This is a genomic window from Enterobacter sp. BIDMC 30, assembly GCF_000534355.1.
GTDB classification, from domain to species: Bacteria; Pseudomonadota; Gammaproteobacteria; order Enterobacterales; family Enterobacteriaceae; genus Enterobacter; species Enterobacter ludwigii.
In genome coordinates this window covers 3,688,122-3,713,390 of the sequence record NZ_KI973169.1, presented here as the reverse complement: position 1 = coordinate 3,713,390, position 25,269 = coordinate 3,688,122, and the positions used below count along the sequence as shown (strand labels likewise).

The 25,269-nt window shown below is 58.9% G+C and carries 24 protein-coding genes and 1 pseudogene; 15 read left to right on the top strand and 10 right to left on the bottom strand.

The window, feature by feature from the left end; translation table 11 throughout:
• Positions 1 to 9 precede the first annotated feature (9 nt).
• On the top strand, positions 10 to 1,257 hold the full coding sequence (entS, locus tag L466_RS04875; protein WP_014169068.1) for an enterobactin transporter EntS: 1,248 nt from the start codon (positions 10 to 12) through the stop codon (positions 1,255 to 1,257).
• A 44-nt stretch (positions 1,258 to 1,301) separates the two neighbouring features.
• Here entS and fepB read toward each other — a convergent pair whose 3' ends face one another.
• Positions 1,302 to 2,261, bottom strand: coding sequence for a Fe2+-enterobactin ABC transporter substrate-binding protein (gene fepB / locus L466_RS04880; protein ID WP_014169069.1), 960 nt, complete (start codon positions 2,259 to 2,261; stop codon positions 1,302 to 1,304).
• Between the two features lie 187 nt (positions 2,262 to 2,448).
• On the opposite strand from fepB, the gene entC reads away from it, so the two are divergent.
• From entC to entH, 5 genes are read left to right on the top strand one after another with little or no spacing between them, the layout of a single operon-like run.
• On the top strand, positions 2,449 to 3,624 hold the full coding sequence (entC, locus tag L466_RS04885; protein WP_032681445.1) for an isochorismate synthase EntC: 1,176 nt from the start codon (positions 2,449 to 2,451) through the stop codon (positions 3,622 to 3,624).
• Between the two features lie 9 nt (positions 3,625 to 3,633).
• Complete coding sequence (gene entE / locus L466_RS04890) at positions 3,634 to 5,244, top strand: (2,3-dihydroxybenzoyl)adenylate synthase EntE (RefSeq protein WP_032681444.1); 1,611 nt, start codon at positions 3,634 to 3,636, stop codon at positions 5,242 to 5,244.
• Positions 5,245 to 5,254: 10 nt separating this feature from the next.
• Positions 5,255 to 6,109 (top strand): isochorismatase, encoded by an 855-nt coding sequence (locus tag L466_RS04895; RefSeq protein ID WP_032681443.1) that lies wholly within the window; start codon positions 5,255 to 5,257, stop codon positions 6,107 to 6,109.
• A complete protein-coding gene (gene entA / locus L466_RS04900; RefSeq protein ID WP_032681442.1) occupies positions 6,109 to 6,864 on the top strand; it encodes a 2,3-dihydro-2,3-dihydroxybenzoate dehydrogenase EntA in 756 nt (251 codons plus the stop codon). The genes L466_RS04895 and entA overlap by 1 nt, the downstream gene beginning before the upstream one ends.
• Positions 6,865 to 7,278 (top strand): proofreading thioesterase EntH, encoded by a 414-nt coding sequence (gene entH / locus L466_RS04905; protein WP_014169074.1) that lies wholly within the window; start codon positions 6,865 to 6,867, stop codon positions 7,276 to 7,278.
• Between the two features lie 47 nt (positions 7,279 to 7,325).
• On the opposite strand, the gene L466_RS04910 is transcribed toward entH, so the two are convergent.
• The 3 genes and pseudogenes from L466_RS04910 to L466_RS0122645 form a co-directional block, all read right to left on the bottom strand.
• Positions 7,326 to 8,438, bottom strand: a complete 1,113-nt coding sequence (locus tag L466_RS04910) for a M20 family metallopeptidase (protein ID WP_020885023.1) — start codon at positions 8,436 to 8,438, stop codon at positions 7,326 to 7,328.
• 13 nt (positions 8,439 to 8,451) lie between these two features.
• The gene (locus tag L466_RS04915; RefSeq protein WP_032681441.1) at positions 8,452 to 8,916 is read right to left on the bottom strand and encodes a YjiG family protein; all 465 of its coding nucleotides are present in this window, start codon (positions 8,914 to 8,916) and stop codon (positions 8,452 to 8,454) included.
• A pseudogene (locus L466_RS0122645) lies at positions 8,913 to 9,634 on the bottom strand (nucleoside recognition domain-containing protein). Before L466_RS0122645 ends, L466_RS04915 begins: the two are co-directional and overlap by 4 nt.
• A gap of 281 nt (positions 9,635 to 9,915) precedes the next feature.
• Here L466_RS0122645 and cstA point away from each other — a divergent pair.
• Together cstA and L466_RS04925 are read left to right on the top strand one after the other, a co-directional pair.
• Positions 9,916 to 12,021 (top strand): pyruvate/proton symporter CstA, encoded by a 2,106-nt coding sequence (gene cstA / locus L466_RS04920; RefSeq protein ID WP_032681439.1) that lies wholly within the window; start codon positions 9,916 to 9,918, stop codon positions 12,019 to 12,021.
• 58 nt (positions 12,022 to 12,079) lie between these two features.
• The gene (locus L466_RS04925; protein WP_014169079.1) at positions 12,080 to 12,277 is read left to right on the top strand and encodes a YbdD/YjiX family protein; all 198 of its coding nucleotides are present in this window, start codon (positions 12,080 to 12,082) and stop codon (positions 12,275 to 12,277) included.
• 53 nt (positions 12,278 to 12,330) lie between these two features.
• Here L466_RS04925 and L466_RS04930 read toward each other — a convergent pair whose 3' ends face one another.
• Both L466_RS04930 and L466_RS04935 read right to left on the bottom strand, forming a co-directional pair.
• On the bottom strand, positions 12,331 to 13,074 hold the full coding sequence (locus L466_RS04930) for an SDR family NAD(P)-dependent oxidoreductase (RefSeq protein WP_032681438.1): 744 nt from the start codon (positions 13,072 to 13,074) through the stop codon (positions 12,331 to 12,333).
• 57 nt (positions 13,075 to 13,131) lie between these two features.
• Positions 13,132 to 14,220: an oxidoreductase gene (locus L466_RS04935; RefSeq protein ID WP_032681437.1), complete on the bottom strand. Its 1,089-nt coding sequence runs from the start codon at positions 14,218 to 14,220 to the stop codon at positions 13,132 to 13,134.
• A gap of 160 nt (positions 14,221 to 14,380) precedes the next feature.
• On the opposite strand from L466_RS04935, the gene L466_RS04940 reads away from it, so the two are divergent.
• The 4 genes from L466_RS04940 to L466_RS04955 are packed head-to-tail and all read left to right on the top strand — an operon-like array spanning position 14,381 to position 19,208.
• Positions 14,381 to 15,883 carry a sugar ABC transporter ATP-binding protein gene (locus L466_RS04940; protein WP_032681436.1) on the top strand — a complete coding sequence of 501 codons (1,503 nt, stop codon included), beginning with the start codon at positions 14,381 to 14,383 and terminating at the stop codon, positions 15,881 to 15,883.
• Positions 15,880 to 16,875 (top strand): ABC transporter permease, encoded by a 996-nt coding sequence (locus tag L466_RS04945; RefSeq protein ID WP_025204689.1) that lies wholly within the window; start codon positions 15,880 to 15,882, stop codon positions 16,873 to 16,875. The genes L466_RS04940 and L466_RS04945 overlap by 4 nt, the downstream gene beginning before the upstream one ends.
• Before the next feature lie 30 nt (positions 16,876 to 16,905).
• Positions 16,906 to 17,970: a sugar ABC transporter substrate-binding protein gene (locus L466_RS04950; RefSeq protein ID WP_032681435.1), complete on the top strand. Its 1,065-nt coding sequence runs from the start codon at positions 16,906 to 16,908 to the stop codon at positions 17,968 to 17,970.
• Complete coding sequence (locus tag L466_RS04955; protein WP_032681433.1) at positions 17,967 to 19,208, top strand: LVIVD repeat-containing protein; 1,242 nt, start codon at positions 17,967 to 17,969, stop codon at positions 19,206 to 19,208. The genes L466_RS04950 and L466_RS04955 overlap by 4 nt, the downstream gene beginning before the upstream one ends.
• Before the next feature lie 54 nt (positions 19,209 to 19,262).
• On the opposite strand, the gene mtnK is transcribed toward L466_RS04955, so the two are convergent.
• Positions 19,263 to 20,462 carry an S-methyl-5-thioribose kinase gene (gene mtnK / locus L466_RS04960; RefSeq protein WP_032681432.1) on the bottom strand — a complete coding sequence of 400 codons (1,200 nt, stop codon included), beginning with the start codon at positions 20,460 to 20,462 and terminating at the stop codon, positions 19,263 to 19,265.
• A gap of 105 nt (positions 20,463 to 20,567) precedes the next feature.
• Here mtnK and mtnA point away from each other — a divergent pair, with 105 nt between their 5' ends.
• Both mtnA and L466_RS04970 read left to right on the top strand, forming a co-directional pair.
• Positions 20,568 to 21,584, top strand: coding sequence for an S-methyl-5-thioribose-1-phosphate isomerase (mtnA, locus tag L466_RS04965; protein ID WP_025204686.1), 1,017 nt, complete (start codon positions 20,568 to 20,570; stop codon positions 21,582 to 21,584).
• Positions 21,585 to 21,627: 43 nt separating this feature from the next.
• Positions 21,628 to 22,098 carry an SRPBCC family protein gene (locus L466_RS04970; protein WP_014169088.1) on the top strand — a complete coding sequence of 157 codons (471 nt, stop codon included), beginning with the start codon at positions 21,628 to 21,630 and terminating at the stop codon, positions 22,096 to 22,098.
• 40 nt (positions 22,099 to 22,138) lie between these two features.
• On the opposite strand, the gene L466_RS04975 is transcribed toward L466_RS04970, so the two are convergent.
• From L466_RS04975 to L466_RS04985, 3 genes are read right to left on the bottom strand one after another with little or no spacing between them, the layout of a single operon-like run.
• Positions 22,139 to 22,681, bottom strand: coding sequence for a 1,2-dihydroxy-3-keto-5-methylthiopentene dioxygenase (locus L466_RS04975; protein ID WP_014169089.1), 543 nt, complete (start codon positions 22,679 to 22,681; stop codon positions 22,139 to 22,141).
• The gene (mtnC, locus tag L466_RS04980) at positions 22,678 to 23,367 is read right to left on the bottom strand and encodes an acireductone synthase (protein ID WP_032681431.1); all 690 of its coding nucleotides are present in this window, start codon (positions 23,365 to 23,367) and stop codon (positions 22,678 to 22,680) included. Before mtnC ends, L466_RS04975 begins: the two co-directional genes overlap by 4 nt.
• Entirely contained in the window at positions 23,364 to 23,978 is a 615-nt protein-coding gene (locus L466_RS04985; protein WP_020885012.1) for a methylthioribulose 1-phosphate dehydratase, read from the bottom strand. Before L466_RS04985 ends, mtnC begins: the two co-directional genes overlap by 4 nt.
• A gap of 123 nt (positions 23,979 to 24,101) precedes the next feature.
• Here L466_RS04985 and L466_RS04990 point away from each other — a divergent pair, with 123 nt between their 5' ends.
• Positions 24,102 to 25,262 carry a pyridoxal phosphate-dependent aminotransferase gene (locus L466_RS04990; RefSeq protein WP_032681430.1) on the top strand — a complete coding sequence of 387 codons (1,161 nt, stop codon included), beginning with the start codon at positions 24,102 to 24,104 and terminating at the stop codon, positions 25,260 to 25,262.
• The last annotated feature ends 7 nt before the right edge of the window (positions 25,263 to 25,269 follow it).

The window sequence follows — 25,269 nt, the reverse complement described above, 5'->3', positions numbered from 1 at the left end:
GGCCTTGTCATGAATCAAAAATCCTGGCTGCTCAACCTCAGCCTGCTGAAGACGCACCCCGCATACCGCGCTGTCTTTATCGCCCGTTTTATCTCCATCCTCTCCCTCGGCCTGCTTGGTGTTGCCGTGCCGGTGCAGATCCAGTCCATGACCCACTCCAGCTGGCTGGTGGGGCTTTCGGTCACCTTAACCGGTGGGGCGATGTTTATCGGCCTGATGGTGGGCGGCGTGCTGGCGGACCGGTATGAGCGTAAAAAACTGATCCTGCTGGCACGCGGCACGTGCGGCGTAGGCTTTATCGGGCTGTGTCTGAACGCCATGCTGCCGGAGCCGTCACTGATTGCCATTTACGCCCTCGGTCTGTGGGACGGTTTTTTTGCGTCACTCGGCGTCACGGCGCTGCTGGCAGCCACGCCCGCGCTGGTCGGGCGCGAAAACCTGATGCAGGCGGGGGCAATCACCATGCTGACCGTGCGCCTCGGGTCGGTAATTTCACCGATGGTCGGTGGCCTGCTGCTGGCGACCGGCAACGTGGCGTGGAACTATGGGCTGGCGGCTGCGGGCACCTTTATCACTACGCTCACGCTCCTGCGTTTGCCGCGCCTGCCGCCTCCGCCACAGCCGCGCGAACATCCGCTGACATCACTGATGGCCGCGATCCGTTTTCTGTTCAGCAATCCGTTGATAGGTGGTATTGCGCTGCTCGGCGGTCTGCTGACGATGGCCAGTGCCGTACGCGTGCTTTACCCGGCGCTGGCGGGCGTGTGGCAGATGAGCGCGTCGGAAATCGGCGTGCTGTACGCGGCTATTCCGCTCGGCGCGGCATGCGGCGCGTTGACCAGCGGTAACCTGGCGCAGAGTGCGCGTCCCGGGCTGATCATGCTGCTGGCTACCCTGGCGTCGTTTATTGCGATTGGTTTCTTCAGCCTGATGCCGGTATGGGCGCTGGGCGTAATGTGCCTGGTGATTTTTGGCTGGCTGAGCGCCATCAGTTCATTGCTGCAGTACACCCTGATCCAGACCCAGACGCCGGAAGGGATGCTGGGGCGTATCAACGGTCTGTGGACCGCACAGAACGTGACGGGCGATGCCATTGGCGCGGCTATCCTCGGCGGGCTGGGGGCGATAATGACCCCGGTGGCTTCAGCGAGCAGCAGCGGCTTTGTCCTGGCTATGCTGGGAGTGATATTGCTGGTGGTCCTGGTTGAGCTGCGTCGGTTCAGGCAGGAGGTTGTGTTGAACGACAGTGCGGCCTGACGCGTTCACACCGGCCCTCTCCCGAAGAGGGCCGGGTTAGCCTCTTACCTGAACAGTGCGTCTAAACGCTGCAGTACCCGCATTGCACTGTAATAATCCAGGCGGAACGTCTCTGTTCCCAGTGCCCAGACGCGCTTGTTCTGCACGGCAGGAAGGTGCGCCAGCAGCGGATTGGCGTAAATCGCATCCACATCTTTCTGATCTCCGGCAAACAGGAACAGCCCTTCGCCGTTCAGCCCGGTCGCCAGATTTTCCCCGCCTAACTGAATAATATCGTGACGCTGACCCTGGCTTTTGGAGGTGTGCAATCCGGCAGGCAGTTCAGCCAGCGTAAAGCCCAGCTGCTGCAATAACTGGCCCTGAGCGGATTCCGCCGTCCACAGGTTTGCCGAGTGCGCGGCGGCGGTGTAGACGATGGCGTTCACCGGCTGCGGCGGTAATGTCATCTGCTGTTTCACCTGGGCAAGCTGCTTATCAAACGCGGCGATGCGCTCGGCGGCCTGTTTTTCCTGACCCGTGATTGTGCCGAGCTGTTTTAGAAGCGCCTGCCAGCTTTTGTCGTCGTAGTTAATAACAAGCGTCGGCGCGATAGCTGAAAGCTGGTCATACAACGCCAGCGCCGAATCCCCGCCGGTGGCGCTGATCAAAATCAGGTCCGGCATCTGGGCGGCCACCGCTTCGGCGCTCGGCTCGCCAATGTACAGACGCGCAAGCTGACGCTGTTTCGCGATATCGCCCCACTGGCGCAGGAATCCCTGCGCATCCGCCACGCGGTTGTTGGGCGTGGTGGCGCCGCTGGCAATAACCGGCGCGTCAATCGCCAGCAGGGAGCCGGTCAGGGTCACGCTGGTGGAGACGATGCGCGTCGGTTTGTGCTCAAGCGTATGCACGCCGCGGCTGTCTGTCACCTGACGCGGCCAGTCGGCGGCAAGCGCTGAGGTAAGTCCTAAAACAAAAAGTCCGATGAAAAGCAGGGGATTACGGCAGACGGCAAGACATTTCACAACGTGGCATCCTGTTTCTGTTGAAGTTAATGCTTCTCATTTTCATGTCTGCGACGACGGGATGCAAGCGTTACCCGAAGAAGATGTTTGCTCTGCGGTTGACAGCGACGCGATGTGAGATTAGGTTAGCGAGCGTAAATATAAATGATAATCATTATTACTGCCTTTATCATTTTAGGAGGATGAAATGGATACGTCCCTGGCTGAGGAAGTTCAGCACACCGCCAGCACGCTGCAATCGGACAGCTTTTTCTTTATGTCGCCTTACCGCAGTTTTACCACGTCCGGCTGTTTTTCCCGCTTCTCTGAATCCGCCGTCGGGGGTGACGATCCGGCAGGACAGTTTCAGCAGAAATTAGCCCAGGCTTTCCGCAACGCAAAAGCCAGCGGCATTGCCCATCCTGTGATGGTGGGTGCCATTCCGTTTGATACCCGCAAGCCGTCGTCTCTGTTTATACCGCAACGCTGGCAGACCTTTTCTCGCCCGGCGCGTCAGCAGTCCGCCCGCTATGTTGCTGGCTCACAGGCGCTGAAGGTGGAAAAACGCACCGAGATCCCGCCGCAGCCGGTATTTGAAGAGATGGTCGCCCGCGCGGCTGCCCTCACCGCCACGCCGCAGGTGAACAAAGTGGTGCTGTCGCGCCTGATTGATATCGTTACCGGCAAACCGATTGATAGCGGTGCGCTCATGGAGCGGCTGATCGCCCAGAACCCGGCCAGCTACAACTTCCACGTACCGCTGGAAGACGGTGGCGTGCTGCTCGGCGCAAGTCCGGAACTGCTGCTGCGTAAAGAAGGGGCGCATTTTAGCTCTCTGCCGCTGGCAGGCTCCGCGCGTCGTCAGCCGGATGACGTGCTGGATCGTGAGGCGGGCAACAAGCTGCTGGCGTCCGAAAAAGATCGTCACGAGCATGACCTGGTGACCCAGGCGATGAAAGCCATTCTCAAACCGCGCAGCCATCACCTCAGCATGCCTTCCTCCCCACAGTTGATCACCACCCCCACGCTCTGGCATCTGGCCACGCCGGTGGAAGGTGAGGCGCGTGAAAACGAAAACGCGCTGACGCTGGCCTGCCTGCTGCACCCGACGCCAGCCCTGAGCGGTTTCCCGCATCAGGCTGCTAAGGCGTTGATCGCCGGGCTGGAGCCGTTCGATCGCGAGCTGTTCGGCGGCATCGTCGGCTGGTGTGACAGTGAAGGCAATGGCGAATGGGTGGTCACCATCCGCTGCGCTCGTCTGCAGCAGAATACCGTTCGCCTGTTTGCCGGCGCGGGCATTGTCCCGGCCTCTTCACCCGTGGGCGAGTGGCGTGAAACCGGCGTAAAACTCTCCACCATGCTCAATGTTTTTGGTTTGCACTAAGGAACACTCATGACCCTTCCCTTTACCCGTTGGCCCGAGGATTTTGCCCGGCGCTACCGTGAAAAAGGCTACTGGCAGGATCTGCCGCTGACCCACATCCTGACGGATCAGGAGAATAACGATGCGGTGGCGATCGTCGACGGTGACCGTCGCATAACGTACCGCGAGTTTAACCAGGCCGTGAATAACCTGGCATCGCGGCTGCAGGCGTTGGGGCTTCATCGCGGTGAAACGGCGCTGGTGCAGCTTGGCAACGTGTGCGAGTTTTACATGACCTTTTTCGCCCTGCTGCAGGTGGGCGTGGCGCCGGTCAATGCGCTCTTTAGCCATCAGCGCTCGGAGCTGAACGCCTACGCCGCGCAGATCAAACCTGCGCTGCTGATAGCCGATCGCGAGCACGCCCTGTTTGCAGGGGATGACTTCCTCAATACTTTTGTCGATGAGCACCGTTCGGTACGCGTCGTGCTGCTGCGCGGCGACAAAGGTGAACATGCGCTGGACGCGGCGATTGCGCATCCGGCAGAAAATTTCATTCCGAACCCGACTCCTGCCGACGAAGTGGCGTTCTTCCAGCTCTCGGGCGGGAGCACCGGCACGCCGAAGCTGATCCCGCGTACGCATAACGACTATGACTACAGCATCCGTCGCAGCAATGCGATCTGCGGGATTACCGCGGACACGCGTTATCTGAATGCGCTGCCAGCGGCCCATAACTACGCCATGAGCTCGCCCGGCTCGTTAGGCGTCTTTACGGCGGGGGGCTGCGTGGTGCTGGCAAACGATCCGAGCGCCACAATCTGCTTCCCGCTGATAGAAAAACATCAGATCACGGTTACCTCGCTGGTGCCCCCGGCGGTCAGCCTGTGGCTGCAGGCGATTGCCGACGGTGCAGGGAATGCCCCGCTCTCATCGCTGACGCTGCTGCAGGTCGGTGGGGCGCGCCTGTCCGCGACGCTCGCGGCGCGTATTCCGGCAGAAATTGGCTGCCAGCTGCAGCAGGTGTTTGGTATGGCGGAAGGGCTGGTGAACTACACCGCGCTCGATGATACGCCGGAACGCATTATCAATACGCAGGGGCGCCCGATGTGCCCGGATGACGAAGTGTGGGTGGCGGACGAGCACGGTAATCCGCTCCCGCGCGGTGAAGTCGGGCGTCTGATGACCCGCGGGCCGTATACCTTCCGCGGCTATTTCAACAGTCCGGAGCACAACGCCAGCGCCTTTGATGCGGACGGCTTTTACTGCTCCGGGGATCTGATCGCCATTGACGAACAGGGCTACATCACCGTTCAGGGACGGGAGAAAGATCAGATCAACCGTGGCGGCGAAAAGATTGCCGCAGAAGAGATTGAAAACCTGCTGCTTCGCCACGACGCGGTGATCCACGCGGCCCTGGTGAGCATGGAGGACAGCCTGCTGGGTGAAAAGAGCTGCGCGTATCTGGTGGTGAAAGAGCCACTGCGTGCGGTGGAGGTGCGCCGCTTCCTGCGTGAGCAGGGCGTTGCAGAATTTAAACTGCCGGACCGCGTGGAGAGCGTTGATGCGCTTCCGTTAACGCCCGTCGGCAAAGTCGATAAGAAACAGTTGCGCCTGTGGCTAGCTGAACGCGCCCGGGGCTAAGGAACAGAGTATGGCCATTCCACAATTAACCGCTTATGCGCTGCCGACGGCCGCAGACCTGCCAGACAACAAAGTGAACTGGGCGTTTGAGCCAGAACGTGCCGCGCTGTTGATCCATGATATGCAGGAGTATTTCCTGAACTTCTGGGGCGAAAATAGCCCGATGATGGCCCAGGTGGTCGCGAATATCGCCAGACTTCGCGATTACTGCAAGCAACACAATATTCCGGTTTACTATACCGCTCAGCCGAAAGCGCAGAGCGATGAAGACCGCGCCCTGCTGAACGATATGTGGGGACCGGGGCTGACCCGCTCACCAGAGCAGCAGCGCATTGTGTCTCAGCTGACGCCGGATGAAGCCGATACGGTACTGGTGAAGTGGCGCTACAGCGCGTTCCACCGCTCGCCGCTGGAGTTGATGCTGAAAGAGACGGGGCGCAACCAGCTGCTGATCACCGGGGTTTACGCCCATATTGGCTGCATGACGACCGCTACAGACGCCTTTATGCGGGATATCAAACCGTTCTTTATCGCCGATGCGCTGGCCGATTTTACCCGCGATGAGCACCTGATGTCTCTGAACTACGTCGCAGGGCGCGCCGGCCGGGTGGTTATGACGGACGACCTGCTGCCGTCTATTCCGGCCACGAAAGCGGCGCTGCGTGACATCATCCTGCCGCTGCTGGATGAATCAGATGAGCCGATGGATGACGAAAACCTGATCGACTACGGTCTGGACTCGGTGCGCATGATGGCGCTGGCCGCCCGCTGGCGCAAAGTGCACAGCGATATCGACTTTGTGATGCTGGCGAAAAATCCTACCCTCGACGCCTGGTGGGCGCTGCTCTCCCGCGAGGTGAAGTGATGGCGGGGTTCGATTTTACCGGCAAAACCGTCTGGGTAACGGGCGCGGGTAAGGGCATCGGTTACGCGACGGCGCGGGCGTTTGTTGAAGCGGGCGCGCAGGTCACCGGATTCGACCTGGCCTTCCCGGAGGAAGCGTATCCCTTTGCCACCGAAACGCTGGACATCGCGGATGCCGCACAAGTCCGCGAGGTGTGCGGGCGCGCGCTGGCAAGGCTTGAGCGTCTGGACGTGCTGGTGAACGCGGCGGGAATTCTGCGTATGGGCGCGACCGACCAGATTGCGCAGGAGGACTGGCAGCAAACCTTCGCGGTTAATGTCGGCGGGGCATTTAACCTGTTCCAGCAGACGATGGGCCAGTTCCGTCGCCAGCAAAGCGGGGCGATTGTCACCGTGGCGTCTGACGCGGCCCACACGCCGCGTATCGGCATGAGCGCCTACGGTGCGTCGAAAGCGGCGCTAAAAAGCCTGGCGCTGACCGTCGGGCTTGAGCTGGCGGGCAGTGGCGTGCGCTGTAATCTGGTGTCGCCCGGGTCAACGGATACCGATATGCAGCGCACCCTGTGGAAAAGCGACGACGCTGAGCAGCAGCGTATTCGCGGCTTTGGTGAGCAGTTCAAGCTCGGTATTCCGCTGGGCAAAATCGCCCGTCCGCAGGAGATTGCCAGCACGGTGCTGTTCCTCGCCTCCGATGCTGCCAGCCATATCACGTTGCAGGATATCGTGGTGGACGGCGGCTCCACGCTGGGGGCGTAGATGATCTGGAAACGTCACTTATCGCGTGAAGAAATGAACGCCACCAGTCTGAACTCCATGGTGGCGCATCTGGGCATCGTCTATACCCGCATCGGTGACGATACGCTTGAGGCCGAAATGCCCGTGGATGCGCGTACCCATCAGCCGTTCGGTCTGCTGCACGGCGGGGCGTCGGCGGCGCTGGCGGAAACGCTGGGGTCGATGGCCGGGTTTCTGATGACCCGCGACGGACAAAGCGTGGTGGGAACGGAGCTGAACGCAACGCACCATCGCGCGGTATCGCATGGGAAGGTGCGCGGAGTGTGTCAGCCGTTGCATCTTGGGCGAACCAGCCAGAGCTGGGAGATTGTGGTGTTCGACGAGCAGGGACGGCGGTGCTGTACCTGCCGGTTGAGTACCCAAATTTTGGGCTAGCGTTGCACGGTCAACATCCCTCTCCCCGCTGGGGAGAGGGGGAAGGCTTACAGCATTGAAATCACCCGCTTCAACAAGCGTATTCTCGGCGCAATCGACGCTTTATCCAGCCACTCCGCCGGGCTGTGGAACCCGGCACCGATTGGCCCCAGCCCGTCCAGGGTCGGAATGCCCAGCGCGGCGGTGTGGTTGGCATCACTGCCACCACCGACCGCCTGCCAGGTAATGGCTATTCCTTCCGCCTGACCTGCCGCTTCAACCTGCTGCATCAGCGCCTGCGTGGCTTTACTCGCTGCCATCGCCGGTTTGTGGTTCACGCGCGCCAGCGAGGTCGTGACGCCCTCTAAAAAGCCTTTTTCACACAATGCCTCCAGCGCCTGGTTCACCCGGCTGTACTCATCGTTTTCCCAGAAACGCACGTCCAGCTCGGCAACGGCTTTATCGGCCACCACGTTTGCCGCGCTGCCGCCGTGGATCACGCCGACGTTGAGCGTGGTGCCACGTTCCTGGTCGGTCAGGGCATTAATGGCAATAATGCTGTTTGCCAGGGCGGTTATCGCCGAGCGGCCTTTCTCCGGTTCGTTACCCGCGTGTGCCGCCACGCCGCTGAACGTCAGGTGATAGCCCGCCATCCCTTTGCGAGCCTTCACCAGCGAACCGTCGGCGCGCGCGGCTTCGCATACCAGCACGCAGCGGGCGCGTTTTGCCAGTTCGCCAATCCATTCGTGTGAATAGACGGAGCCGGTCTCCTCGTCGGGATTCATGGCGATCGCAATGGCCAGACGATCGCGGTCGGCTGCGTCCAGATCACGCATCGCCCACAAGATATTCAGCAGGCCGCTCTTCATATCCGATACGCCAGGGCCATAAAGACGGGTGGCGTCCTCGCTCAGCGGACGCTCGGCGACGGTGCCGGGGGCAAATACCGTATCAAGATGGCCGACCAGCAGAACGTCGAACTGTGCCGCCTGTGGCTTATTACTGACGAATACGCCCGGGCCAACCTTGTCGCCCAGATTGACCCGTTCGGTGTGCCAGCCTTCGCGCTGCCAGAGCGTTTCAATAATGCCAGCCACGGTTTCGACGCCTGCGACAGTACGGGTGCCGCAGTCCACGTTCACCAGGGTTTTCAGCTCTTCAATATAATGGTCAAGGTTCATAGTAACGTCCTGTTCAGAGAATAATGCGCATCAGCAGCATGGCTAAGAAGGCGTTGATGACCGAAATGGCAATCATCAGCGGAATACGTTTGGCGCGGGTGCCAATCACACCCAGAATGCGGCCGAGATACTGCACCTGTGAGCCCATCAGATAGATAGCAGGTGCCAGAATCGCCAGGTGCTCGCCGGTAATAATGTCTTTATCAAACAGGCCGATCGCCACGCCGATCCCACCGCCCATCGACATCCAGCCGCCAATCAGCACGGCAGCCGCTTCACCCGGCAGGCCAAACAGGCCCATCAGCGGGGAGAAGATCATCCCCAGCCCTTTCAGTGCCCCGGTAATTTCCAGCGCCTTGATGATGATAAAAGCCATGACCACGTTGGGCAGGGTGCTGCCGGTGGCAATACTCCAGCCCTTGCGTGCGCCTTCGACAAACACATCGGTAATCACGGGATGAGATTGTGGGGCACTCATACGGTCTCTCCTTGTGTCGGTTGTTGCTCAGGGGCATCTTTGCCGATGACGGTCAGGATCAGGCGCAGCAGATTCGCGCCGACAATCTTCATGATGAACATCACGGCGATGCAGGCACCAATGGAGGTCGGCACCGCGGCCGTCCCGTCAACGGCGACCAGGGTAAAGAGGATGGCACCAGAGGAGAAAAAGTTGGTGATCATCGCCCCGGCGGAGAACTGGAACATGGCGAAAACGTCTTTCTCTTTTTCGCTAATCTGCCCTTCATCGGACAGGTGCGGGTGAGGGATGCACCCACATCGGTGCTCTGCAGGCTGCCAATCAGCGCCAGCCCGGTGGTACCGGGAATGCCCAGCAGCGGGCGCAGCAGCGGCGTTAACAGCTTACGTGCTGCACGCAGCGCACCATAGTGCTCCAGCACGTTGATCATCCCGAGCGCAAACATCACGGCCGGAATTAAACCGAGCGCAAAGAGAAACCCGTCCATTGCGCCACTGCCGCCGGTACCGCGAAAGGCGCTGGTGGCGGTAGTCAGGGTGCCGTCTTCAAGACTGGCCTTGCTGACCACCTTGCCAAACGCACCGTTGAGGGTGGTGAAATCAAACACGCCGTACCACTCTTTTCCGCCCAGCAGGCCAGAGAAGAAAACGGCTGCGAATGCCAGCGCAACGTACGCGCCGGGCCCGACCTTGAGATCCTGAGGTACTGAACTGTTCATATCCTTTTCCTTGTATGCACGCGATTGCGCAGGGTCATTCTGGCGAGGTTTTGAGCAAAAAAAATGATACAAATCATTTCGTAAGGCGGTGTCAGGACGAAAAAGGCAAAAGTGTGACCCGTGGCGGCAGGGGTGTTTCAGCGGAAGGTGATCGGCTTAACAATGTGGTGTAAATGTCTGGTTTGACCACGCATTATTGCGTTTCAAAGTTGTTAAATTTTGAGCGTTGTTCTAGAAACAAAATGTAACATCTCACTGTTTCACAACAACGGACAACAACTATGAACAACTCAGGGAAATACCTTACGTGGGCAGGGCTCTCCGTTGTGGGAGCATTTGCCCTGGGCTATATCGCCCTCAACCGGGGGGAACAGATCAACGCGCTGTGGATCGTTGTCGCCTCGGTCTGTATTTATCTGATCGCGTACCGTTTTTATGGCCGCTATATCGAGAAGACGGTGTTAGGGGTCGACGGCACGCGCATGACGCCTGCGGTTCGTCATAACGACGGTCTGGACTATGTGCCTACCGACAAGAAAGTGCTGTTCGGTCACCATTTTGCGGCGATTGCCGGCGCGGGCCCGCTGGTGGGGCCGGTCCTGGCGGCGCAGATGGGTTATCTGCCGGGGATGATCTGGATCCTCGCGGGCGTCGTGCTGGCCGGTGCGGTGCAGGACTTTATGGTACTGTTCGTCTCCACCCGCCGCGACGGACGTTCGCTCGGTGAGCTGGTGAAAGAGGAGATGGGAGCCACGGCCGGGGTGATCGCCCTGATCGCGACCTTTATGATCATGGTGATCATCCTCGCGGTGCTGGCGATGATCGTGGTGAAAGCGCTGACCCACAGTCCGTGGGGAACCTATACCGTGGCCTTTACCATTCCGCTGGCGCTGTTTATGGGGATCTACATTCGCTACCTGCGTCCGGGACGCATTGGTGAAGTGTCGGTCATCGGCCTGGTCTTTCTGGTGTTTGCCATTATCTCCGGCGGCTGGGTGGCTGAGAGCCCGACGTGGGCGCCGTTCTTCGATTTCACCGGCGTACAGCTGACGTGGATGCTGGTAGGGTACGGATTTGTGGCGGCGGTGCTGCCGGTGTGGCTGCTGCTGGCCCCGCGCGATTACCTCTCTACCTTCCTGAAAATCGGCACGATTGTGGGGCTGGCAATCGGCATTTTGATTATGCGCCCGACGCTGACCATGCCTGCGCTGACCAAATTTATTGATGGCACCGGCCCGGTCTGGACCGGCAACCTGTTTCCGTTCCTGTTTATCACCATCGCCTGTGGCGCGGTGTCTGGCTTCCACGCGCTGATTGCCTCCGGTACCACGCCGAAAATGCTCGCCAATGAGAATCAGGCCTGCCTGATTGGCTACGGCGGCATGCTGATGGAATCGTTCGTGGCGATAATGGCGCTGGTCTCGGCCTGTATTATCGACCCGGGCGTTTACTTCGCGATGAACAGCCCAATGGCGCTGCTGGCACCGGCCGGCACCGTTGACGTGGTGGCCTCTGCCGCGCAGGTGGTGAGCGGCTGGGGCTTTGCCATTACCCCTGACACGTTGACCCATATCGCCAGTGAAGTGGGCGAGCAGTCTATTATTTCCCGAGCGGGGGGCGCGCCAACGCTGGCGGTGGGTATGGCGTATATTCTGCACGGCGCGCTGGGCGGGCTGATGGACGTGTCGTTCTGGTATCACTTCGCCATTCTGTTTGAAGCGCTGTTTATTCTGACGGCGGTGGATGCAGGAACGCGTGCGGCACGCTTTATGCTGCAGGATTTGCTGGGGGTGATCTCACCGAACCTGAAACGTACCGATTCATTACCGGCGAACCTGCTGGCAACGGCGCTGTGCGTACTGGCGTGGGGATATTTCCTCCATCAGGGCGTCGTCGATCCGCTGGGAGGGATTAACACCCTGTGGCCGCTGTTTGGTATTGCCAACCAGATGCTGGCGGGCATGGCGCTGATGCTCTGTGCGGTAGTGCTGTTCAAGATGAAGCGTCAGCGTTATGCATGGGTGGCGTTACTGCCGACCGCATGGCTGCTGATTTGTACCCTGACGGCAGGCTGGCAGAAAGCCTTCAGCCCGGACAACAAAGTGGGCTTCCTGGCTATCGCCAACAAGTTCCAGGCGATGATCGACAGCGGTAAGATCCCGGCGCAATATACGGAATCACAACTGTCGCAGCTGGTGTTTAACAACCGTCTGGACGCCGGACTGACCATCTTCTTTATGGTGGTGGTTGTGGTGCTGGCGTTGTATTCTCTGAAGACTGCACTGGCGGCGCTGAAAGAAGACAAGCCGACGGCAAAAGAGACACCGTATGAGCCAATGCCTGAGAACCTGGAAGAGATTGTGACCCAGGCGAAAGGGGCGCATTAATCGCTCAACCTCACCCTCTCCCCGCCGGGGAGAGGGGATAAAAGACGAGATATCCACTATGTTCGACACCCTCTCCAAAGCAGGAAAATACCTGGGCCAGGCCGCCAAAATGATGATCGGCGTTCCGGATTACGACAACTACGTCGAGCATATGCGCGTCAACCACCCTGACCAGACGCCAATGACCTATGAAGCTTTCTTCCGCGACCGCCAGGACGCCCGCTACGGCGGCAAGGGCGGCGCGAAGTGCTGTTAACCCTCTTTCGGTAAACAAAGGCTGATCTGCTTTTGTTTACATTCAATATGCGATCAGGCGTTTAACCCGCCATCGACATCCAGTCCCGTGCCGGATATTTGTCCGGCGGCAGGACTCGCCAGGAAGGTGACCGCGGCGGCGATGTCTTCCGGCTGGCCGTAATGTCCCACCGCAATCATCTGGCGCTGAGATTCAGCCTGTTCTCCATCCTCCGGGTTCATATCGCTGTTTGTCGGGCCAGGATGCACAAGGTTCACGGTAATGCCGCGCGGGCCGAGATCGCGAGCCAGACCCCGGGTAAGGGAGTTGAGTGCAGATTTGGTCATCGAATAGACGGCAATACCGGGCATCGCCACACGGTTTGCCAGACAACTGCCGATGTTGATAATGCGCCCGCCGTCAGACATATGCACCAGCGCTTCCTGAATGGCGATCACCACGCCCCGGATATTGACGTTAATCAGGGCGTCAATATCCGCCAGCGTCATGGACTCCAGCGGACCGCCGCGTGCGATCCCGGCGTTGTTGACCAGAATATCCAGCCCGCCCAGGGAGCGTGCCGCATGGGTAACCGCATCCTGAATGGCCTGTGCGCTGGCGCTGTCGGCCTGAATCGCCTCGCTGTGGCGCCCAAGCGCCTTTATCTCTTCGGCGACCGCCTGGGCTTTGTCGGCGGATTTTTCATACGTAATAACCACATCGGCACCGGCGCGTGCCAGTGAAAGTGCGATGGCACGACCCAACCCACGGCTGGCGCCGGTAACCAGCGCCTTCTTACCTGTTAAATCGATCTGCATGATGACCTCGTTGCGAGAGTGATGAGAATCATCATTAGGTATAGTCGGTCGGAACGATTAATGGCTGAAGGATTCCACTTTCTCAAACGCGGCGCGCAGAACCTCAGGGGTGAGCGCGACCGGCAAATAGTGGATAGATTCCACCGGGCGCAGCGTATGGGCAATGACCTTGTCCAGCTCGTCGCGGTTGTTGATATCCACCTCCAGTTCGCGAAGCGTGGTGGGCAGGGTAAAGCGCTGATAGGCCGCCACCAGCTCGGCCAGCACCTCATCCTGGCCGAGCAGCGCACTTTGCACCAGGATGCCGTAGGCCACTTTGGTACCGTGCAGGTATTTTTCCGTTTGCGGCAAAACGGTTAAACCGTTGTGCACCGCATGCGCGGCCGCCACGCGGGTATAGCGCTCGCCCAGACCGCCCACCATTCCGCCCCCGGCAATAATGGCATCCACAACGTCCCTGAACGCCTGCGTCGCTTCGCCACGCTGCTGGTCGGCCAGCGCCTCTTCGCTACGGGAAAGCAGCACGTCGCGGATCGCCAGCGCGCCGTTGATCCCCAGACGTACGGTCAGGGGCAGGTGTTCGGGTTGAGGGGCCAGGACCACCGCTTCATACCACTTCGCCAGCGTATCGCCGATGCCTGCCAGCAGGTACTCCGCTGGGGCATTGAGGATAATGTGCGGTTCCACCAGCACCAGGAAGTTAGCATCGTCGAACACCTCAAACTGCAGCGCCTGACCGGCATCGTTATACCAGACGGAGAGCGGCGTCCAGGCGGCGCAGGTGGCGGCGATGGTGGGAATAGCCACCACCGGCACGCCGAGACGGCGCGCCACCGCTTTGGCGGTATCAAGCAGTGCGCCACCGCCGACACCAATCACCACGCTGGCGTTATTGCCAGACGCCGTCACCAGATCGGTCACGTCACGTTCGCTGCAGTGCCCTTTAAAGCGCAGATGTTTCGCCCCCGGTGTGTGAAAGCTTTCCGGCAGGAAAGGGCGCGCGCCTTCAATGGCGCGTTCGCCATAAATCCACACCGCGCGGGAGAGCTGTTCCGGCGTAAAGAATTCATTCAGGTGCGCAAGGCTTCCCGGATGCGAGAAATAGTTCGCCGGGCCTGGCACGACGCGGATATCGGTGTTGCTCATGTGTTGTCCTTTTTTTAGCAAGCGCTAACCCGATGTTATGTCTGGACATCCGGATGGCTAATAATATTTCGCTTTATCTTATGCCTTTTCCGTCGTTGTCAGTCAACCGGAGCTGTGAAAAATTCGATAAATCACAATATGAAAGAAGGATTTAACGCGGATGGTTTCCAGTCGCCTTGAGATGCGCGGTATCAGCCTGGCCTTTTCCGGCTTTCAGGCGTTGTCGCGCGTGGATTTGACGTTAATGGGCGGCTCCGTGCATGCGCTGACCGGCGCAAACGGCGCGGGGAAATCGACGCTGATGGCGGTGCTCTGCGGCACTTACGATCGCTACGAAGGTGAGATCTGCATTAATAACCAGCCGGTGACGATCCGCGAGCCGCTTGATGCCAAACGGCTGGGTATCCACCTGGTGCAGCAGGAAGTGGACGTCGCGCTGATACCAGGGCTGAGCATTGCCGAAAACATCATGCTCGATCAGCTCGCACTGCCGGGGCATCGCTATCGCTGGCGCGCAATCCGCCAGCAGGCGAAACAGGCGCTGGCGCAGCTGGGTATCGCTTTGGATGTGCGACGCATCGTCGACACCTGCACGCTGGCAGAAAAGCAGCAGATTTTGCTGGCGCGGGCGCTCTCACACCACTGCCGTTTTCTGATTCTGGATGAACCGACCGCGCCGCTGGATAGCCATGAAAGCGAACGGCTTTTCGCCGTAGTGAGACGTCTGCAAAAGCAGGGGATTGGCGTGGTGTTTATCTCTCACCGTATTCACGAACTGAACGCTATTTGCGACACCTTAACCGTGCTGCGCGACGGCAAGCTGATTGAATCCGGCCCGATGGCGAACCTCAGCGGTGACGCAATCGTTGAGAAGATGCTTGGCCATGAGCTTAACGATATCTATCCGCCGGCCCGTCCTGCGCACAGTGACGAGACGTTGCTGCGCGTGGAAGGGCTGCACGATGACGCGCTGTTGAAAGATATCTCCCTGCACCTGCGAAAAGGCGAAATTCTGGGCATTGCCGGGCTGGCGGGAGCGGGCAAAACGGAACTCTGCAAGGCGCTGTTTGGGGCCAGCAAAAGCCGTGTAGCGCGCGGTGAGCTAAATCATCAGCCCTGGCAGCCGCGCGATCCGGCGGATTCGGTATTGCGTGGTCTGGCGCTGGTACCGGAGGAGCGGCGTAAAGAGGGCATTTTTATTGATGAACCGGTGAGCATGAACCTGGCGGTCACCGCGGATAACAGCTTCTCGCGCTGGAGCCTGTTCGGTCACCGTCAGGCGTGGCGCTGGGCGGAAGAGGTGATTGCCCGCGTCGGCGTGCGTGCGCGTGGGCCGGGGCAGGTGCTGCGTCGTCTGTCGGGGGGCAACCAGCAGAAGATTGCCATCGGCAAGTGGCTGCGCAACGACGCCAGCGTGTTGATTTTCGATGAGCCGACCAAAGGCGTCGATGTCAAAGCGAAAACCGATCTGTTCCAGTTAATTGACGGCCTGGCGCGCGAGGGCAAAGGGGTGATTTACGCCTCCGGTGAATTCGCTGAACTGGTGGGGCTGTGCGATCGCATTTGCGTGCTGTGGGACGGACGTATCGTGGCGGAAATCGCCGGGGCCGAGGCCCACGAAGAGACACTACTTTATTATTCAACCGGAGGAACGGCGTCGTGAGCAAGGCCCTTTCAGTGACGGCGGCAGCGTCTGGTCGTCAGCAAATTTTTGATTTTCTCTACAAGTGGGGCATGTTGCTGACCGTGGTGGCGCTGGTGGCCATCTTTGGCCTGGCGTCGGACAACTTCCTCGATCCGAACAACATTATCAATATCCTGCGCTCCATTGCCATCGTGACGGTGATTGCTATCGGGGTATCAATTTCGCTGACCATCGGCGGGTTTGACCTGTCGGTTGGTTCAACGGCATCGCTGGCTAACGCGCTGGTGGTGTCACTGTTCGTCTGGTACGGCTTCGGCACCACCGAATCGATACTGATTACCCTGGCGCTTTGTACTCTGGTTGGCCTGTTTAACGCGTTTCTGATTGTCATCCTGCGGATCCCGGACATGCTTGCCACGCTTGCCAGCCTGTTTGTTATCCAGGGCGTGGCGATGACCTACAGCTACGGCGGGTCAATTACCGAAAACATGGTGCTGCCGAGCGGCGACATGGCTGAAGGGACCATTCCGGCGGCATTCAGCCTGCTGGGACAGGTGCCGACTATCGTGATCATCATGCTGGTGGTAACGATCCTCGCACAGCTGGGGCTGTCACTGACCACCCACGGACGACGCATGTATGCCATCGGCGGTAATCCGGAGGCGGCACGTCTCTCCGGTATTCGCACCACGCGCTACAAGGTGGCGGCCTACGTGATTGCCTCTCTGCTCGCCGGATTAGGCGGCATTTTACTGGCCTCGCGGATTGGATCGTCACAGGTGAATGCGGGCGGCGGCTATCTGATGGATGCGGTTGCGGCGGCGTGGATTGGCTTCTCGCTCGCGGGGTCCGGAAAACCGAACGCGCTGGGTACGCTCGTCGGGGCAGTCATTCTTGGCGTGCTGTCGAACGGTCTGGTGATGCTTTCCGTACCCTATTACGCGATGGACATTATAAAAGGGCTGGTGCTCGCCGTGGCGCTGGCGATTACCTACATACAAAAACGCTAACGATTGATCACAACACAACGGGAAAACAGAATGAAAAAAATCACCCTCTCTCTGGTGGCATTAGGGTTACTGACGTCGCTGCCAGGCTTTGCGGCAACCCCCGCACCGCTTCCGCCCGCCATTGCAAATCATGATGGCCCCATCCGCATTGCGGTGATCCGTAACCTCGGCTCTGACGACAACACCACGCAGTTTGTCGCCGGTGCCATTCAGGAAGGCAAAAAGCTCGGCTTTAAGGTCAGCACCTTTTTGAGCAATGGCGACGATGCCAAATTCCAGGACTTCGTCAATCAGGCGATCAGCCAGAAATATGACGGGATTATCCTCTCTCAGGGGCGCGACCCCTATGCGACCGCGCTGGTGAAAAAAGCCGTCGATGCCGGCATTAAAGTGTCGGTATTTGATACCGCCGTTCAGGGCGACATTCCTGGGGTGACAGTGACCCAGCAGGATGATGCTTCCCTGACCCATCTCTCTTTCGGCCAGCTGGCGAAAGATTTCAACGGTAAAGCCAACATCGTGAAGCTGTGGGTTGCCGGTTTCCCGCCGATGGAACGTCGTCAGGCAGCCTATAAAGCGCTGCAGAAGCAGTATCCGGACATTAAAGAGCTGGAGTCTATCGGTGCCGTTTCGTCTGACGTGCAGGGAGATACCGCGAATAAAGTGGGCGCTATTCTGGCGAAATACCCGAAAGGCAAAATTGACGCCATCTGGGGAACCTGGGATGCCTTCAGCCAGGGGGCCTACAAAGCCCTGAAAGAGAACGGCCGCACCGAAATCAAACTCTACAGCATCGATATCTCAAACCAGGATCTTCAGCTGATGCGCGAGCCAGGCAGCCCGTGGAAAGTGAGCGTGGCGGTGGATCCGAAGCTGATTGGTGCAACCAACGTACGTCTGATTGCCAACAAGATTGCCGGTGAAACCACACCCGCCACGTATGATTTCAAAGCGGCGGCGATCCCGCAGGCGCTGCTGACCGCCCAGCCAGGCGCGGTGAACGTGGCGTCGCTGGGGAAAATCATTCCAGGCTGGGGTCAGACCGAAGATTTTATCGCCCCGTGGTTTGCGACGCTTGAAGCGAAACATCAATGAGTGTGCTTCCCACGCCTGAATACAGCCGCAATATGCGGCTGATTGGCCATAGCGACCAGGGCGGTCGCCCGGACGGCGTGCAGCTGATGGTGCATCGCGGTTTCGCGTACATCGGGCATATGGTCTCACAGGGCTTTTCTATTGTGGACGTGCGTGACCCGAAACATCCCAAGCCGGCAGGCTATATGCCCGCGCCGCCCGGCACCTGGAACGTTCATCTTCAGGCGCACGACGATCTCCTGCTGGTCATTAATGCGCGAGACTTGTTCGCGGATGCCCGTTTCGCTGACGAAAAGGTCTACTACACCCGTCAGGTAGGTGAAACCGTACGCGACGTGCAGGACAAAGGCTGGAGCGCAGGGTTGCGGGTGTTTGATATCTCCACCCCTGACAAACCGCGTGAGATCGGCTTTTTATCCCTGAGCGGCATCGGCATTCACCGTATCTGGTACGTCGGTGGGCGCTGGGCGTATGTTTCGGCGCTGATCGACGGCTTTACCGACTATATTTTCCTGACGATCGATCTGGCCGACCCGCAAAAGCCTGAGGTCGCCGGGCGCTGGTGGCTGCCGGGGATGAACCAGGCCGACGGTGAGCAACCCAATTGGCCGGAAGGTAAACGCTACGCGCTGCACCACGCGATTATTGCCGGGGATACCGCTTACGGGTGCTGGCGCGACGGGGGACTGACGCTGCTGGACGTGAAGGATCGCACGCAGCCGAAGCTGATTAGCCATCGCAACTGGAGCCCGCCGTTTGGAGGTGGCACGCACACCGCGCTGCCATTGCCGGATCGTGACCTGCTGGTGGTGCTGGATGAAGCGGTGCTGGATAACCAGGAGGACGGTGAGAAGTTCATCTGGCTGTTTGATATTCGCGAGCCGTCGAACCCGGTAAGTATTTCCACATTCCCGCAGCCGCAGGAGCGGGATTATGTGGCGAAAGGGGCGCATTTTGGTCCACACAACCTGCACGAGAACCGGCCGGGAAGCTTTGTCAGCTCAACGCTGATTTTTGCGACCTGGCAGAATGCGGGCGTGCGCGCGTTTGATATTTCCAATCCTTACCGTCCGGTTGAAACCGGTGCGCTGGTGCCGGCGGCGCCTGAGAGGATGATGGATACGCGGCCGAATCGACCGCAGGTGATCCAGTCATGCGATGTGTTTGTCGATGCGCAGGGCATTATCTACAGCACGGATTATAACGGCGGATTGTCGGTGATTGAGTATCTGGGGTAACGGCGCGCTGGTGTCTTTCTGACGGCCCTCTTCATCGGGAGAGGGCCGAGGCGTTTAACTGTACTGACGCACCCGCGCCACCAGATCTTCAGCGGTGTCGATACGGTCGGCAATCACAATCAGCGCCTTGCCAAGCGTAATCGCGTGGCGCAGGCATTCGTGGCGCATTGCTTCATCCTGAATGGTCTCGATATCCGCCACGTGCGACAGTCCGACACTGCGGCGAATCAGCTCCGTGCCGCAGAATCCGATCGCGTCTTTCCACACCTTTTTCAGGAATTCAGAGGCGTAGCCCGGGGCAGCAAGTGCCGCATCGCGCGTTTTCTCACTGGCCAGGATCTGGAAGCGCTCCGCGAAGGTGTTCCACAGCGTCTGAATGTCGGTCAGACGCTGTTCACGGGCCGCAGCGGCATCGCGAATACCGAGATGCCCCGGCAGGCCGCAGAAATTGAGCAGCAGGTTGCCGATGGCGGTGCCGACGTCAAAACCGATGGGACCGAAGTAGCCGAACTCTGCGTCGATGGCTTTCAGACTGCCGTCTGCCACGAAAATCGAGCCGCTGTGAATATCGCCATGCAGCAGGGCTTCAGCGTGTGAGAAGAAGCGGTGCTTCAGCGAGGCCACGGCAATTTTTAACTGAGCGTCATCGCGCAGGGCGGCAACGTCTTTTTCCAGTTCAGCAGGGTAGTTGTTACGTTCGTGGACCTGGTACGGATCGTTGAAGAACAGATCTTCGGTGATCTCGCACATCTCCGGATTAAGGAATTTCGCGACCTGCGCTTTCTTTTCATGCGGGTGCAGGTAAAAGTCGCTGGTATGGAACAGCGTGTGCGCGAGGTATTCACCCAGCTGACGCGCCGCCTGCGGGTAGTAGGTGTTTTTGATCAGCTCCCCGCGCCAGATGGCATGGCTGGAGAGATCTTCCATCACCATCACCGCCAGTTCGGGGTCGAAGTGGTGGATTTTCACCGTGTGCTGCGGGCTGTGCTGGTAGTGTTCGACCAGCGTTTGCGCCTCCAGGCGGGCGCGATCCAGGGTCAGTGGCCAGGATTCGCCGACGCAGCGCACATACGGCAGCGCCTGCTTAACAACGATGCGGCTTACGCCCTCGGTATCGTAAATTTTGAACACCAGATTGAGGTTACCGTCGCCCACTTCCTGCGCCTCCACCAGCGATGAGGGATCATCAAGGCCGCCGAACTGCTTTGCATACTCCACGGCATCCTGGGCGGTAAAGGTACGGTATTGCGACATTGCCTGTTCCTCACTGGTTTTGCTAATAAAGACATTTAGACGTCTATACATCTGGATTTCATCCTGACACAATGTGCTACAACAACGCAACAGGGAATTAACGACATGCAGACATTACAGACGACCAGCCTGCGAGTGGCGGAGAATCAGTTATTTATTCTCGATCAGCAGGCGCTTCCTCAGGAGAAACGCTGGCTTGACGCCTCGACGGTAGAGGCGCTGGTCGGCCATATTCACGCCCTGCGCGTACGCGGGGCACCGTTGATTGGTCTCTCTGCAAGCCTGCTGCTGGCCCTTCTGGCGGAAAACGGCAAAAGCCGTGATGAACTGGCTGTGGCCCTGGAGACCCTGCGGGCATCCCGCCCGACGGCGGTGAACCTGATGAACAACCTCGACCGCATGAAGCTGGCTCTCTGGCAGGAGGATTTTGTGCCTGCGCTGGTGGCGGAAGCGCTGCGTCTGATTGATGAAGACAAGCAGCTGTGCGAGGCCATCGCGAATGCCGGCAGTACGCTGGTGAAACCCGGCAGCCGTCTGTTGACCCACTGCAATACCGGCGGGCTGGCGACGGCAGGGGTTGGCACCGCGCTCGGCGTGATTGCCCGCGCGCATCAGGAAGGACGCGTCAGCTCTGTCTGGGTGGATGAAACCCGCCCCCTGTTGCAGGGTGGAAGACTGACCGCATGGGAACTCGGCGAACTGGGCGTGCCGTACCAGCTGATCGCCGATTCCATGGCCGCCAGCCTGATGGCAAAAGGGCTGGTTGACGCGGTGTGGGTGGGCGCAGACCGTATTGCGGCTAACGGCGACGTGGCGAATAAAATTGGCACCTATTCTCTGGCGGTTCTGGCAACGTTCCACGGTATTCCGTTCTATGTCGCCGCCCCGCATACCACGCTTGACCCGGCGTGCCCGAACGGTGAGGCAATCCCCATTGAACAACGTGCGGCCAGCGAAGTGACGGGCGTGGCCGGGAGCTTTGGCGCGGTGCAGTGGGCTCCTGAAAACGCGCAGGTCTACAACCCGGCCTTTGACGTCACGCCAGCGGCATTGATAAGCGGTTGGGTGCTGGATACGGGCATCGTCACGCCGGAAGAGGTGGCAAAAGGGAAATTCGCCTGAGGACGACTATCCTTTAAGGGGTTCCCTTTAGGAGGACAGTCACGTGACGCTTGATCCTGATACAGACTTAAAACTGGAACGCGTGGTGGATGCCCCGCGCGATCTGCTGTGGCTTTGCTGGACGACACCCGAGCACATCAAAAACTTCTTCATTCCGGTTCCGCACAAAGTGACCGAGTGTGATCTTGACCTGCGCGTTGGCGGGCGGTTTAACACGGTGTTTGAGGTAGACGGGCAACGGATGGATAACCGGGGTGTGTTTCTCGAAATCGATCCCGGCAGGAAGCTGGTCTTTACCGACGGTTATACGGAAGGCTGGAAGCCCGCCGAAAAGCCGTTTATGACGGCCATTCTACTGCTGGATGATGTGGGGGAGGGCAAAACGCGTTATACCGCCATTGCTCGCCATCCAACGGCGGAAATCCGCGAGCAGCATGAACAGATGGGCTTCCACGAAGGGTGGGGCATTGTGCTGGACCAGCTGGTGGCGTATACGAAGGGATTGAAACACTGACGTTTTTTCGCCCCCTCTCCCTGGAGGGAGAGGGGAAAAATCATGCCAGACGCGGATACGCATCCGCAATCGCATCGCCGGTGAACTGCGCAATCCACCCCTCGGGGTTATCAAAAATACGAATGGCGGTAAAGTTCGGCTCTGAGCCCATATCAAACCAGTGCGGCGTTCCGGCAGGCACGGAAATCAGGTCGTTTTTCTCACACAATACCTGACACACCTCGTCGCCAATGTGCAGGCAAAACAGCCCCGCACCCTCAACAAAGAAACGCACTTCATCTTCCCCGTGGGTATGCTCATTCAGGAACTTTGCGCGCAGTGCCTCTTTTTGAGGGTTATCGGCACGCAGGCTGATGACATCCCAGCTCTGATAACCTTTCTCTGCCACTAACGTGTCGATTGCATGCTGATAAGCCGCGATAACCGCATCGGGGGCAGGATCGCGGCCTAAGTCGCGGTCTGCGGCCCAGCGTTCAAAACGAACCCCTCTGGCGTTGAGCTGTTGGGCGATGTCGGCAGCGTCGGTGCTGTGCCAGCGAGGTTGACTGGGGTCTTTATCGGAATAAATGGTCAATGCGCTCATGAAGGGATCTGCTCCGGGTTAATCTCGTCGAACTGGTGTACCTGATGGTGATGGCTTGCACCGTCATCATCGCCGCGAATCAGCTGCAGGGTGCGAAAACCTGCCTGCTCAGCGGCGTCCAGCTCCTGATGTATATCCGACAGGAACAGGATCTGCGACGGGGGGATACCCGTTTGTGCCGCAATGTTCTGGTAAGACTGGACGTCGCGCTTGGCACCGATGTGGGTATCAAAATAGCCGCTGAACAGATGAGTAATATCACCTTCGTCGCTGTAGCCAAATAACAGTTTCTGCGCCGCGACGGAGCCTGAGGAATAAACATAGAGATCAATACCCTGCGCTTTCCATTTTTCCAGCGCAGGCAGGACGTCCGGGTAGAGGTGGCCGGTAAAATCGCCGTTAACGTAGCCGTCGTGCCAGATGATCCCCTGCAGTGCTTTCAACGCGGTTGACTTGCGGTCTTCATCCATAAACGTAAAGAGTGTGTCGATAAGGTCGCTTACGCTGGCGTGCGGGTGGTTAATTTCATCACGCAGGTTGTCCAGAATCGATTTGACCGGCTCGGCGTACTGCTGCGCGGACACAAAGGCCGCCAGACGCTCACGCGCGTAGGGGAACAAAACATCATGGACAAAACGGATATCGCTGGTGGTCCCTTCAATATCCGTCACAATCGCGCGAATCATACTCTCTCCCAGTGTCGTAAACGCATTTCGCATTCAAATAAGAATTCCAGTCCTTCCAGATGACGGCGGGCCTCGGCCACATCGCGTCCCCAGCAGGTTAAGCCATGACCGCGCAGAAGAAAACCATAATTAAACGGGTGCGCCTGAGCGTATTCGGCAATGCGCACGGCGAGTGCGTCGATATCCTGGTCGTTATCAAACACCGGGATGGCGACCGTATCCAGATGCGTGCTCTGCCCGGAGAGGGATTTTTGCATCTCAAAGCCGGTGATCTTCAGCTCGGGCTCTTTGACCAGCCGCGACAAGACCGTGGCATTGACGGTATGGACGTGCAGAACCGCGTTGGCTTCGGGAAACAGACGATAGATGAGCGTGTGAAGCCCGGTTTCAGCCGACGGCGTGCGGCCAGAGGGTGCACGGTTGGTCGCAATCTCCACCTGCAGAAAATCGTCGGTGGTCAGGCTGCCTTTATCTTTACCGGATTCACTGAGCCAGCACAGATGCGCATCCTGACGCACGGACATGTTGCCGCCGGTCGCGGGAGCCCAGCCTTTGGCGCCGATCCAGCGGCAGGCGTCGACCAGGTGTGTGAGTTGCAGGTTGTCGGTCATCTTCCTTTTTCCCTCTCGGTCAGGAATATTCATATTGTTTAGACGTCTAAGCGTCTTGATTGCCAAAGACTAACATCGTGTTATAGTGTCAGCAACATAAGTATTACATGCAGGCACAACACAATGAGCAATAACGCATTGATTCCTCAGAGTAAACTTCCCAGTCTTGGTACCACCATCTTTACGCAAATGAGCGCACTGGCCCAGCAGCACAACGCCATTAATCTCTCGCAAGGGTTCCCGGATTTTGATGGCCCGCGTTATTTGCAGGAACGTCTGGCGTACCACGTTGCGCAGGGGGCGAACCAGTATGCACCGATGACGGGCGTGCAGGCTCTGCGGGATGCCATTGCAGATAAAACGGCTGAGCTGTATGGCTATAAGCCAGACGCTACCAGCGACATCACGGTGACAGCAGGGGCGACCGAAGCGTTGTATGCCGCAATTACCGCGCTGGTGCGCACGGGTGATGAGGTGATCTGCTTTGACCCGAGTTATGACAGCTACGCGCCGGCGGTTGAACTCTCCGGCGGCGTGGTGAAACGTATCGCGCTACAGCCACCGCATTTCCGTCCGGACTGGCAGGCGTTTGCTGCCTTGCTGAGCGACAAAACCCGTCTGGTTATTATCAATACCCCACACAACCCGTCGGCGACCGCATGGCAGAAAGCCGATTTCGCAAAGCTGTGGCAGGCGATTGCCGGGCGTGAAATTTACGTGCTGAGCGATGAAGTGTATGAGCACATCTGTTTTGCGCAGGAAGGGCATGCCAGCGTGCTGGCCCATCCGCAGCTTCGCGAGCGTGCCGTGGCGGTATCGTCATTTGGTAAAACCTATCATATGACCGGCTGGAAGGTGGGGTACTGCGTGGCTCCCGCGGCCATTAGCGCTGAGCTGCGTAAAGTGCATCAGTACCTGACGTTTGCCGTAAATACGCCGGCCCAGCTGGCCCTGGCTGATATGCTGCGCGCCGAACCGGAGCACTACTGCGACCTGCCGGCATTCTACCGTCAGCGTCGGGATCTGTTTGTGAATGCGCTAAGCCAGAGCCGTCTGGAGATTTTACCCTGCGAAGGGACCTACTTCCTGCTGGCGGACTACAGCGCGATTTCAGATCGGGATGACGTGAGTTTTTGCCAGTGGCTGACAAAAGAAGTGGGCGTTGCTGCCATTCCGCTGTCCGTATTTTGCGCCGACCCGTTCCCGCATAAGCTGATCCGGCTCTGTTTTGCGAAACAGGAATCGACGCTTCTCGCGGCGGCGGAGCGGCTGAATACACTCTGAGCGTGTC